This window comes from Pseudobutyrivibrio ruminis DSM 9787 (assembly GCF_900218035.1).
Lineage (GTDB): Bacteria > Bacillota > Clostridia > Lachnospirales > Lachnospiraceae > Pseudobutyrivibrio > Pseudobutyrivibrio ruminis.
Genome location: NZ_OBMR01000012.1, coordinates 53,269 through 65,135, shown reverse-complemented (window position 1 = coordinate 65,135; position 11,867 = coordinate 53,269). Strand labels below are relative to the sequence as shown.

At 37.5% G+C, this 11,867-nt stretch carries 12 protein-coding genes; all 12 read left to right on the top strand.

Annotation, left to right across the window (positions count from 1 at the left end; genetic code table 11):
* Positions 1-45 precede the first annotated feature (45 nt).
* The 12 genes from CRN97_RS14175 to CRN97_RS11985 all read left to right on the top strand — a co-directional run bounded on the left by CRN97_RS14175 (position 46) and on the right by CRN97_RS11985 (position 11,858).
* Positions 46-219: a hypothetical protein gene (locus CRN97_RS14175; RefSeq protein WP_155952487.1), complete on the top strand. Its 174-nt coding sequence runs from the start codon at positions 46-48 to the stop codon at positions 217-219.
* A gap of 48 nt (positions 220-267) precedes the next feature.
* A complete protein-coding gene (locus CRN97_RS12040; RefSeq protein WP_097077050.1) occupies positions 268-882 on the top strand; it encodes a cyclodeaminase/cyclohydrolase family protein in 615 nt (204 codons plus the stop codon).
* A 12-nt stretch (positions 883-894) separates the two neighbouring features.
* A complete protein-coding gene (locus tag CRN97_RS12035; protein ID WP_097077049.1) occupies positions 895-1,749 on the top strand; it encodes a bifunctional 5,10-methylenetetrahydrofolate dehydrogenase/5,10-methenyltetrahydrofolate cyclohydrolase in 855 nt (284 codons plus the stop codon).
* A gap of 84 nt (positions 1,750-1,833) precedes the next feature.
* Positions 1,834-2,487, top strand: a complete 654-nt coding sequence (locus tag CRN97_RS12030) for a PilZ domain-containing protein (protein ID WP_074792020.1) — start codon at positions 1,834-1,836, stop codon at positions 2,485-2,487.
* Between the two features lie 17 nt (positions 2,488-2,504).
* Positions 2,505-3,419 carry a hypothetical protein gene (locus CRN97_RS12025; RefSeq protein WP_143483266.1) on the top strand — a complete coding sequence of 305 codons (915 nt, stop codon included), beginning with the start codon at positions 2,505-2,507 and terminating at the stop codon, positions 3,417-3,419.
* 100 nt (positions 3,420-3,519) lie between these two features.
* Complete coding sequence (locus tag CRN97_RS12020) at positions 3,520-3,978, top strand: HD domain-containing protein (protein ID WP_074792024.1); 459 nt, start codon at positions 3,520-3,522, stop codon at positions 3,976-3,978.
* Between the two features lie 121 nt (positions 3,979-4,099).
* Positions 4,100-5,296, top strand: coding sequence for an efflux RND transporter periplasmic adaptor subunit (locus CRN97_RS12015; RefSeq protein WP_179670750.1), 1,197 nt, complete (start codon positions 4,100-4,102; stop codon positions 5,294-5,296).
* Positions 5,297-5,298: 2 nt separating this feature from the next.
* The gene (locus tag CRN97_RS12010; protein ID WP_033154381.1) at positions 5,299-5,991 is read left to right on the top strand and encodes an ABC transporter ATP-binding protein; all 693 of its coding nucleotides are present in this window, start codon (positions 5,299-5,301) and stop codon (positions 5,989-5,991) included.
* A complete protein-coding gene (locus CRN97_RS12005) occupies positions 5,988-7,499 on the top strand; it encodes an HlyD family efflux transporter periplasmic adaptor subunit (RefSeq protein ID WP_097077046.1) in 1,512 nt (503 codons plus the stop codon). Before CRN97_RS12010 ends, CRN97_RS12005 begins: the two co-directional genes overlap by 4 nt.
* 10 nt (positions 7,500-7,509) lie before the next feature.
* Complete coding sequence (locus tag CRN97_RS12000) at positions 7,510-8,763, top strand: ABC transporter permease (protein ID WP_097077045.1); 1,254 nt, start codon at positions 7,510-7,512, stop codon at positions 8,761-8,763.
* A 160-nt stretch (positions 8,764-8,923) separates the two neighbouring features.
* A complete protein-coding gene (locus tag CRN97_RS14325; protein ID WP_330400139.1) occupies positions 8,924-11,008 on the top strand; it encodes a flagellin in 2,085 nt (694 codons plus the stop codon).
* A 94-nt stretch (positions 11,009-11,102) separates the two neighbouring features.
* A complete protein-coding gene (locus CRN97_RS11985; RefSeq protein WP_074792034.1) occupies positions 11,103-11,858 on the top strand; it encodes an exodeoxyribonuclease III in 756 nt (251 codons plus the stop codon).
* Positions 11,859-11,867: the final 9 nt, after the last annotated feature.

Here is an 11,867-nt window from a genome sequence, read left to right as displayed (position 1 = left end):
TAGAATAGTCATGAATAATTTAGGATAATTGATTGGGCTAGAGTAATGTTAGAAAATGATAATCTAAAATACAGACAGATGTATTTTGATATGGATGGTGTTATCAAGCAAGAGACATACGTATATCACAGAGAATTAACACCAGAGGAGCAGGAGAACTACGACAATTTAGTAGCTGATTCTGACCAAATGACTATTTTTGACTTTATTACTGATTAGACCTTGGATTGCCAAGGTCTTTTTTGCATTATATCAAAGGAGAATACTATGAGTTTAACTAATTCAACACTGCAGGAATTCACTGAGAAGCTTGCTTCAAAGACATCGGTACCAGGAGGTGGCGGTGCAAGCGCAATGGTTGCAAGCATTGGAATCGCTCTTGGAGATATGGTTGGCGAATTCACTATTGGGAAAAAGAAATACGCAGATGTAGAGCCAGAAATAAAGGATTTAATGGAAAAGGCTCAAGACATTAGAGTTAAACTTTTAAAATGCATTGATGATGATGCTATAGCCTTTGAACCACTTTCTAAGGCTTATTCTATTCCAAAGGAAGATCCTACAAGAGACGAAACAATGGAAAAGTGCTTGAAAGATGCTGCACAGGTTCCATTTCAGATTCTTCAGCTGGCATGTGAAGCTGTTGATTTGCAAAGAGAATTTGCAGATAAAGGCTCAGTACTTATGATTAGTGATGCAGCAACAGGAGTTGCAATGCTTCAGGGGGCAATCAAAGGGGCAGCTGTCAATGTAAAGATAAACACCAAATCTATGAAGGACAGAATCTATGCTTCAGATTTAGATTCTAAAGTGGAAGCATTAGTTGATGAGTATGTAAGCAAAGCTAATGAAATATACAAAAGCGTTATGGAAAGATTATAAACTGGAGGTATCATGGCAAAGTTATTAAAAGGTAAAGAAGTAGTTGATGCATTAAATATAAAAATGGCTAATCAGGTGGAGGCTCTCAAAGCAAAGGGAGTTAATCCTACACTTGCTATCCTTAGAGTAGGGGAGAGAGCAGATGATCTTTCCTATGAAAGAGGAGCAATAAAGCGCTGTGAACAGGTGGGAGTAACAGTCAGAGTAGAGGCACTTCCAGAGGATGTTTCTGAGGAAGCCTTTTTCGAGAAGCTTAATGAGTTAAACGAGGATGACTCTGTTCATGGAATTCTTATGTTTAGACCACTTCCAAAGCATATCGATGGTGAAAAAGCTAGAAATATGCTGAAGGCTGAAAAGGATGTGGATGGATGCACTGATTTATCTCTTGCCGGTGTATTTACAAACACAAATCTTGGTTTTGCACCATGTACAGCAGAGGCGGCAATGGAAATACTTAAGCATTACGAAATCCCTCTTTCTGGTAAGAAAGTAGCAGTTATTGGCCGTTCACTTGTTATTGGTAGGCCAGTTGCAATGATGCTTATGCACGAAAATGCAACTGTTACAATTTGCCATACAAGAACAGTTGATATTCCTTCTATTACAAAGGATGCAGATATTGTAGTGGTAGCTTCTGGTCAGATGGAAAGCATTGGAAAGGAATACTTGAGAGAAGGCCAGACGGTAATTGATGTTGGTATTAGCTGGAATGATGAAAAAGGCAAGCTTTGTGGCGATGTTAAGTTTGACGAAGCTGAGCCAATTGTAGATGCTATCACACCAGTGCCAGGTGGTGTTGGAGGTGTTACAACAAGCATTCTTGTAAAACATGTTGTTGAAGCAGCAGCGAAAAAGACTGTTTAATTTTCAAAATGTATGAATTTTTTATACAAAAACTCCGATTAATTATGTAGAATAGTTGTTATAAGGGGTTAAGGGAGACGAATTATGATTATTGAGCAGCTAAGGGCAGGACAGGAGGTCACACTAGAGGTACTAATTGGTGGCTCATCATTTGAATTGAAGACAGAGGTGGTTGGAACTAATGCTGAAACAGGAGCATTGGTTAAGCCATACGTGTATAACGGACAGGTTGTGGATTTTACAAATGGATCTCCACAGAGCATGACATTCTCACTTCATTGCATAGATCCACACACTGGCGGTAGAGTTGTGTGGAAAAATGTAGCTGTTAACGTTATCAAATTCAGAGGTGTGGATTACTATGCTATAGATGCCAAGGCGTTTGGAAAAATTGCTGCATCCAGTGAACGACGTGATGATGTTAGAGTGCATGTGAAAAAGCCAGGCTCTGCTCTTATGGAAGATGGTCGACGATTCTCCATCTCAGTTTTGGATATTAGCGACAGTGGAGTTTCCTTTATTGGTAATGCTAATAGAGTCACAATCGGTGATATTGTTGAGGTAAACTTTGCTGATAATGCACATAATTCAGATTTTAGTTTGGCTGTAAAGGCTCGTATTAATAGGGCTGAAGCTGAAAAGAATGGCATATTATATGCTGGTAAAATTCTAGAAAAAGATAATAAGCTTTTAGCATACCTTTGCTTCAAAGGTATTGATGAAAAGCTGGATAGATAGCGATAGGGACAAATTATATGGCAGACGATAAGTTACGACAAGAGCTACTATATATGGTTCGACTTACTTCTAAATACGACTTCAGTCGTATGGAGGTTGTTGAAGGTATACTGAGGCTAGAAAATGAAAGACAAATTCTAGGCTCTGTTTTTGGTAAGAGATTCAAAACAAGAATATTTGATATAGCAGCTGGCCAAGCTGTGGATGAGACCTGTGTTATTTGCGGACAGCATGCTGATAATAAAGTAATATGCCAGCATTGTCTTTCAACAATAGGTGAAAGTGATTATGCTAAAAATAAAATCAAGACTAAAGAAAAAGATAAAAAGCCTAGAATTCCAGATTTTAAGAAGCTAATAGATAAAATAAAATCTATTACTATAAAGAAAGAGAAAAAAGAAGAGAGCAAAGAAACAGTTAAAGAAAAGGTTCCTAGCAAGATTAGTGTTGGCAAAGTAAAACGTTATGTGCAGGGAGTTTTAATTGTTTGTTTAACCTTGATTTTATTTATTCAGATTTGGATATTGGGATTATGGTTCACTATTCCAGACTATAATCCGACTGAAGAAGCTAGGGTTTCTTCAAATCAAGTGGTCCCTGTGGAGTCTGCAGATGATGCTTATGCTCAGCTGCTATTGGATTTTCCTGAGGAGGAGGGATACACGGTTACATATTCCAGAGAGGATGCAGATTATGTGGGAAGGTTTTTGCTTAATCCTGGAGACTGTTGTTTGGAAATAGAAGATAATCTTACTGATGAAGAAAGATACGATTATTTCTTTAAGGAAGATGTTTATGTTTTCTATATTTCATATTTAGAGGAGAATACAGGAAAGGTGGGGATTGCCGAGGTAAACCATGCAGGTTCTATCTTGATTGAAGGTTCGTTTAACGATGGACGACGTACGGATTCCTTCTACAAATTCAGATAGAATTATCATATTCTACATATTACATTCACAGCCTGGACATAATTCTTTGGTACTATTTCAACTGCGATTTGTAATGAATATGGTTATCTCGGAGGGTTATATGAGACTTAGACCAGATGAAGAGGCAAGATTAAATAGTATCTTGGCGCCAATCAGAAGTGACTTGAGAGTTCAAAAAATGAAGAACTACATTCAACATGGGAGAATAACAACTTTTGATCATGTGGAAAGTGTCACTAGACTTAGTTTTTGGATTAATAAAAGACTTCATATAGGAGCAGATGATAGAGTTCTTACAATAGGAGCTTTTTTACACGACTATTATTTATATGACTGGCATGTTACTGATGATGGACATGGACTTCACGGTTTTTCTCATTCAAACACTGCAAAAGAAAATGCCATTAACGACTTTGGGATAGGAAAAAGGACTCAAGATGTTATTGAAAGCCATATGTGGCCACTTAATATCACCAAGGTTCCCAAAAGTAGAGCAGCATGGATTGTATGTATTGCCGATAAATGCGTATCAACCCGAGAAACACTGCTTTGCAGATAAAAATTAAATCAAGAATATATTACACTAGGGCCATTGTATTTGCTTGCAATGGCCCTATATTAATGCTATAACTGTATTAAGGGAAATAGAACAGTTAATGTTCATCGAAAGGACGAATGATATGAAAAAAAAGGTTATAGCTATTGTGTTTGCAGCAATAATTGCGGCTGCAGGAATTTTCGTGTGGAAATCAGGAATTATATCAGGAGGTGCAACTGGTTCTGATGATTCAGCGGAGGTATATGTTATGTCTTTGTCTGATATCATGGGAACTAACAGTGGATATTCTACTAATGTCTTTATGGGCGTTGTGGAAGGCCAGGAGTCTACAGGTATCACAAAAAGTTCTGACAGAGAGTTAGATCAGCTTTTTGTATCTGAGGGCGACACTGTTACAGTTGGAACACCTCTTTTTTCGTATAAAACTGATTCTCTGGTATCAGAGAATACTCAGTATGGTTTTGAAATTGAAGGCTATAACCTTAGTATTGCTGATTACAACAACGATATTACAAAGACTCAGGCAGAGCTTGATAAAATCAAGGGCAATACAGATGAGGATAAAACTAAAAAGGAAGAGCTTACCAATCAGATTAATTCATTAAATACAGACATTGCCATTGCCCAAAACAATATTGAAATGGTTAATGCAAAGATTGAAGCTAACAACAATAAAATAGCAAATTCTACTGTAACTTCTACAGTTGATGGCACAATCACAAAGATTGCAGATGATACAAACCCATACACAACAGACGGTTCTTTTATCACAATTCTTGCATCTAAGGAGATGAGAGTTAAGGGACAAATCAACGAGCAAAACGTATGGGCAATCAATGTGGATGAGCCTGTAACACTTCGTTCTCGTGTGGACAGTAGTCAGACATGGAAAGGAACAATTACCAAGATTGATACTGAATCAAAGCAGGAAAACAATGATTCGTCATATTATGGTGGTGGTTCTTCTGATTCTAATTCCACAAAATATCCTTTTTACATCACACTTGAGAATAGTGAAGGCCTAATGATGGGGCAGCATCTATACATCGAACTTGGACAGACAGATGCTCCAGAGATGGACTTTACAGATGGCACATATTTATATGATTACTATATCGCCTATGATGAAGATGGCAATCCATTTGTATGGGCAGACAACAAGGGCCATTTAACAAAGGTTTCTATCGAACTTGGAGATTATTATGAGGAGCAGATGGTATATTCTGTTTCTGGCATTGATAATGACACATTAATCGCTTTCCCAATGGAGGATTATTCTGAGGGAATGAAGACTGTTAGCGAATACGAGGGAGAATAAGAATGATTGTAAAACTTGAAAACATTTACAAGGTTTACGGTGAATCTGGCACAGAAACCTCGGTTCCAGCTTTGAACGATGTGTCACTTACTGTAAACGAAGGGGAATATGTGGCAATCATGGGGCCATCAGGTTCTGGAAAGAGTACCCTGATGAATGTTATTGGTTGCCTGGATAAACCTACATCTGGTGTCTATTATTTTGAAGATAAAGATGTTCTAAAGCTTAAAGATAGGCAGATGTCTGATTTAAGACTTCACTCTATTGGGTTCGTTTTCCAAAGCTTTTATCTTATGAATGAGGAGAATGCAATTGAAAATGTAGCCCTCCCTCTTTCATATGCAGGAGTTCCTAAAAAAGAAAGAGAAAGAAGAGCGATTGAAGCTCTTACAAGGGTTGGCCTTGCGGATAGAGTAAAATTCCGTCCTGATCAGCTTTCTGGAGGTCAAAAGCAAAGAGTTGCCATAGCTAGAGCCATTGTTAATAATCCAAAGGTACTTTTGGCAGATGAGCCTACAGGTGCTCTTGATCAAAAGTCTGGCGCCGCTATCATGGACCTTTTCGAAAAGCTGAATGAAGAAGGCACAACCATTATAATGATTACTCACGACGCCAATATTGCCAGCCATGCGAAAAAGACGTACAGAATTGTCGACGGCAAGCTTTACCATGGATTAGAGGAGGATAAGGAATGAAAAAGATAATTAAACCTATCCTCATAATAGTTATTATTCTGGCCTTGGCTGGTGGCGGTTTGTATGGAGGATACAGATACAGTCAAAGCAAAAAGACAGCTGAGGTTGTTGCCGTAAGCATGTATGCAATGGATGGATACTGGGGTGATTCAATAAATAGTTATGGAGACGTAACATCAGATAAGTCTCAGACTACATACCTTTCATCAGGAACAGAGATATTATCTGTTAATGTTCAGCCTGGGGACCATGTTAACGAGGGCGATGTGCTGATGACAGTCAAGAAAGAAACACAGGACATTAAAGGCAAAGAGCTTGAAGTAGAAAAAGCTAGACAAGCTTACGTTGCTGATACAGTTACTCTTGAAAGGCTTCAGAATACAACACCTATTCCTGAATACATTTCAAGCTCACCAGACACTAGAACAAGAGAGCTTCTTATTGGCAAGGAATATAGATTAAAGGTTGGATCTACTTTTGGTGAGTACAAGGAAGATCATATTGTCTATGAAGAGTTTTTTGATCAGTCAGGAAATCTTACATCTACTCTTTATTATGACGAAAAGGGAAATTCTTTGGACGAAGTTGATGATACTGATAAAATCCAGGCCATCATTAATGCGGACCATTCTCTTTTCGAATGCTACGAAAATTATGAAACAACAGAGGTTACTGTAGGTACTTTCTATTACAATGCAGAAACAGGAGAGATGATTGGTCACGAAGGTGTTGATGGCGAAGGAAACGTTGTCGAACGATACAATGCTCCTGTTGGTTATACACCTACTCAGCTTAAGGACAAAATTGAAGAGGTGTCCAACACACTTAAGAAACATGACCTTGATCTTAGAAAGAAAGAAAATGAGCTGGAGGTTATGAAGAACACCAATGACAATGGTGAGATTCTTGCAAAGGTTTCAGGAACAGTATCTAAGGTTCAGAATAAGGACAATTACAATAACACCCAGCCATTCATGATTGTTACAGCTACTGATGAGTACTATATTTCCGGCAGTATCGGAGAGTTCTATCTGGATAGTGTTAATGTTGGAGATACAGTTACTATTTCTTCTTTCGATACTGGACTTACTGCAGATGCAGTTATTACTTATATCAGTGATACTCCAAATACAGATAATAACAATTTCTATTCTGGAGATGGCAACACAAACAGTAGTAACTATGAATTTAAGGCTAGTTTCGATAGAAGCAGCGGTATTGAAATTGGCTCTGCAGTAGATATTACGATTACCCCAGCTGGGCAGGAAGATACCGGACTTTATATTTCTACATATTTTGTTCGCAAGGATGCCAGCGGTAATTATGTTATGAAAATGGGCTCTGACAATAAGCTTGAAAAGGTTTATGTGAAAGTCGGCAAAAGCCTTTGGGGCTCAATGATAGAGATTAAAAGCGGTGTTACTATGGATGATTACCTTGCATTCCCTTATGGAAATGGAGCAGTGGAAGGTATGACTTGTAAAATAGTAGATTCTTTTGCGTATTAAGGGAGGACTTATGTTAGAAAATTTACGATTGGCCTTTAGAGGCATATGGACACATAAGCTTAGATCCTTTTTGACAATGCTGGGTATCATTATTGGTATTGCGGCTATTATCGCCATAGTATCTACTATCGAAGGAACCAACCAACAGATTAAAGAAAATCTTATTGGCTCTGGCTCCAACACTGTTGATATTCAGCTTTATCAAAATGATTGGCCACTTGATTTAAGCTATAGCGATGCACCTTATGGAGTTCCACAGGTAAGCGATGAAGCTCTATCTGAAATCAGGGATTTGGATGAAGTCAAATCTGCAAGTAAATACGCTAACAGACAGATTTATGATGGAGTTTATTACTTGAACAATTCCATGAATGGTGGCTATGTAAAGGGCGTCGAAACAGACTATTTTTCAACAGCCAACCTTACAGTTAAAGAAGGTAGACTTTTCACAGTAGATGAGCTTGAAGACTATAAAAAGGTTTGTGTAATAGACGATGGTGTTGTGGAAGAGTTGCTTCACAACGACGAGCCAATTGGAAAAATCCTTGAGATTCAGGGTGATTCATATGTAGTAATTGGAGTTGTTGCATCTCGTTCAACCTTTGAGCCTACAATCAACTCAATCTCGGACTATGAAACATATATGCAGGATGAATCTGGAACAGTTTATATTCCACTTTCAACCTGGCCTATAAGCTACAAATATGACGAGCCAGAAAATGTTTTAGTTAGAGCTAATTCTACTGATGATATGACAGCTGCAGGAAAGAAGACTGCAGATATTATGAATTCATATATCAATCCAACTGATGACACTATCAAGTATCAATCAAAGGATTTGCTAGAGCAGGCACAACAACTTCAGCAGCTTTCATCATCAACCAATTCAATGCTCATTTGGATTGCCGCAATCTCTCTTTTAGTTGGTGGTATCGGTGTAATGAACATTATGCTAGTATCAGTTACAGAGCGTACTGCAGAGATAGGTCTAAAGAAAGCTATTGGAGCAAGAAAAGGAAAAATCATGGGACAGTTCCTTACAGAGGCTGCCGTGCTTACTTCTATGGGCGGAGTGCTGGGAGTTGCTAGTGGCATTGGCCTTGCTCAAATTATTTCAATTATGAGTGGAACACCTGTTGCAATATCATGGCCAGCTGCTTTTATAGCAGTAGTATTTTCAATGGTAATCGGCATTGTATTTGGAATTTTACCAAGCCATCAGGCTGCAAATCTTAATCCTATTGATGCATTAAGAACTAATTAGTTGAATAATATGAAAAACTCACCATTTATGGTGAGTTTTTTTGTTGGACAATATAAAGATATCTGTATAATTGTCGATACAAAAAATAGCAAGGATGCTAACTACTAGAACTATGGATGGTTCATTTTTATTGTTTACAACAAATGGGTGAGGACGGGTTATGGTAGTTCAGCATAATTCTACAGCTAGCAACGCTAGCCGAATGTTAAATATAACAGATACATCAATTTCTAAAACCTCTGAGAAGTTGTCCAGTGGATTTAAGATTAACCATGCTGCTGATGATGCAGCCGGACTTTCTATTTCTGAAAAGATGAGAAAGCAGGTAAGAGGGTTAACAAGAGGCTTGGATAACGTTGAAGACGGTATTTCTTTTTGTCAGATAGCAGATGGAGCACTTTCTGAGGTTAACGATATGCTTAACAGAATGAAAGAGCTTTCCATTCAGTCAGCTAATGGCACAAATTCACCTTCTGATAGACAAGCTATCAATGAAGAAATTCAGCAACTAAAGAGAGAATCTGAAAGAATATTTACCACAACTACTTTTAATCAAAGACAAATCTGGGAACGTAGTCCTGTAAGTGAGACTGTAACAAAGGAAATTGAATATAGACCAATTACTTTTAGCGCCCAAAGTTGTGATTATAAAGTAACCAATGAAAATATTGCATCATGGCCAAATGGAGGTTTTAAACTAAAAGTTATTGAGGCAAATGAGGCTACAGGTGAACCTGGTGGACTAGCCTTTACTTGGAAATCATCAGATTCTACTCCTGTTGAGTATACATCTGCTACAATACCATGGCCTAATCCTGAGACTGCAAGTCAGACTCTTGAATTGGCCAATGCTTTTTCTGATGAACAGAAGAGTAACTCTGCATTAAAGGGCGTCAATTGTAAAATCTATTATTCAACTGATTCTAATACAACTATTGATGAAATTAAGAATTACTGTAAACAGGTATCAGTATCTGCTTCCCCAAGTAATTCTATTAGTACTACAATTACTTCTAATGGAGGAGTATCGGGAAGTGCTTCTTTATCGGTATATGCCATACAAAATACAAATATAAATCTTAATGGATATTCAGATACTTCATTTGCAGAGCCAAAGGGAATGACATCTGTAGACTCTTCAAATGGATTAACTTTTACATTTGATTTTACAAGTAGAGAAGACCCAACAAAGAAGATTGCTGTAACTACAAAACCTTCTACTGTAACAATATATAAATATATATCTAGTTTTGATCAGGTAGATAGAGTATCTGTAGATGATCAAACTTTACACTATACAAAAATGCACAAAAACTCTATAGATGAAAACTTTTCTCGTGATGGATGGTGGGGAAAATATGCTACTTTTGATATAAATGGCAACTTTGATGGCTATCAGAATTATACTTTGCACTACAGCATTGGCTCGCAAAATTTGAAAAACTCGCTATTTGACGAAGACAGCATAAAAGAAATTCTTTCAGGAAATTATACAAAAAATGTTGGAAATGCAAAAAATGTTGGCGGATTAATGGATGATAAGAATAACAATAATGAAAACATTGCAATTACTTTTTATTATTCTATGAAGGATGCTGATGGAAATAATTATGGAAGTTTTAATGTGACTGTTTCTGGTAATGAAAGAGAGGGCGCGGATTCTTTTATTAATCGCATTAAGGCCATTACAAATAGTGATTTATTTGCAGGAAATTCAAACTCGGATAGTACAAGTGAAGGAACAGGTACTCGTACTAGTGTGCAATTTCTATTGAATAGCGTTAATGATTATATACCTAAATCTACATTAGAAATGACCTTTGAACAGCTTGTTGGTTATGAAGATTTAGCGAAAAATATCCATTCAGGTCCTGATTCAGATATGGATGAAAAGCTTGGCATATTCTATAAATGCTTGTCAAATTTCACTATAGGACTTGAAGATGTAGATGTGCTTACAATTGAATCTTCTGAAAGAGCTATGGGACTTATAGATGCAGCGGCTAAGATGGTTGTTGAACAGCGTTCTGTATTTGGAGCATATCAGAATAGACTTGAGCATACAGTAAAGAATCTTGGTAATGTAGCAGAAAATACAACTGCTGCGGAATCTAGAATTAGAGATGCAGATATGTCTGGTGAAATGGTTAAGTATTCGAAGGATAAAATTCTTGGCCAGGCAGGAGAAGCTATGCTCTCTCAAGCTAATACTAACGCTAACAGTGTTATGAATTTGTTGCAATAAGAGGCTTGAATGTGATTCTTAGAACAATTAAAATCAACATAGGAATTTTAAAAGCTAGGGAAAATTCCCTAGCTTTTTCATATATGGAGGTTATATGAGTAAATTTATTTCATGGAATGTAAACGGTCTTAGAGCGGTAGTAGGAAAAGGCTTTTGGGAATACTTTGATGAAGTAGATGCAGATATCTTTTGTCTTCAGGAAATCAAACTTTCCGAGGGGCAGTTTGATTCTGAAAAGGAAGGATACCATGTCTACTGGAATTATGCAGAAAAGAAAGGCTATTCTGGCACAGCTATTTTTACTAAGAAAGAGCCTATTTCTGTAAGCTACGGTATCGGAATAGAAGAGCATGATCATGAAGGAAGAGTAATAACTCTTGAGTTTGAGGACTATTACTTTATTACATGCTACACACCAAATTCGCAGAACGAGCTTAAGCGTCTTGATTACAGAATGACATGGGAAGATGATTTCAGAGCTTACATGTGCGAGCTTAACAAGAAAAAGGGCGTAATCCTTTGCGGTGATTTAAATGTTGCCCATGAGGAAATCGATATCAAGAATCCTAAGACAAATCGTCGTAATGCAGGCTTTACTGACGAGGAGCGTGGCAAGATGACAGAGCTTTTGGATGCAGGTTTTGTAGATAGCTTCAGACACTTTTATCCAGATCAGGCCGAAATCTATTCATGGTGGTCTTATCGATTCCATGCAAGAGAGAAGAATGCAGGTTGGCGCATAGACTATTTCATAGTATCAGAGGATATAAAAGACAGAATGAAGGATGCCAAGATACATACAGAAGTTATGGGCTCAGATCATTGTCCAATAGAATTAGATTTTGAATAGGCATTAGGC

Coding starts and splice junctions, on each gene's coding strand:
- CRN97_RS14175 (WP_155952487.1), top strand. CDS start 46: ATGTTAGAAAATGATAATCTAAAATACAGACAGATGTATTTTGATATG.
- CRN97_RS12040 (WP_097077050.1), top strand. CDS start 268: ATGAGTTTAACTAATTCAACACTGCAGGAATTCACTGAGAAGCTTGCT.
- CRN97_RS12035 (WP_097077049.1), top strand. CDS start 895: ATGGCAAAGTTATTAAAAGGTAAAGAAGTAGTTGATGCATTAAATATA.
- CRN97_RS12030 (WP_074792020.1), top strand. CDS start 1,834: ATGATTATTGAGCAGCTAAGGGCAGGACAGGAGGTCACACTAGAGGTA.
- CRN97_RS12025 (WP_143483266.1), top strand. CDS start 2,505: ATGGCAGACGATAAGTTACGACAAGAGCTACTATATATGGTTCGACTT.
- CRN97_RS12020 (WP_074792024.1), top strand. CDS start 3,520: ATGAGACTTAGACCAGATGAAGAGGCAAGATTAAATAGTATCTTGGCG.
- CRN97_RS12015 (WP_179670750.1), top strand. CDS start 4,100: ATGAAAAAAAAGGTTATAGCTATTGTGTTTGCAGCAATAATTGCGGCT.
- CRN97_RS12010 (WP_033154381.1), top strand. CDS start 5,299: ATGATTGTAAAACTTGAAAACATTTACAAGGTTTACGGTGAATCTGGC.
- CRN97_RS12005 (WP_097077046.1), top strand. CDS start 5,988: ATGAAAAAGATAATTAAACCTATCCTCATAATAGTTATTATTCTGGCC.
- CRN97_RS12000 (WP_097077045.1), top strand. CDS start 7,510: ATGTTAGAAAATTTACGATTGGCCTTTAGAGGCATATGGACACATAAG.
- CRN97_RS14325 (WP_330400139.1), top strand. CDS start 8,924: ATGGTAGTTCAGCATAATTCTACAGCTAGCAACGCTAGCCGAATGTTA.
- CRN97_RS11985 (WP_074792034.1), top strand. CDS start 11,103: ATGAGTAAATTTATTTCATGGAATGTAAACGGTCTTAGAGCGGTAGTA.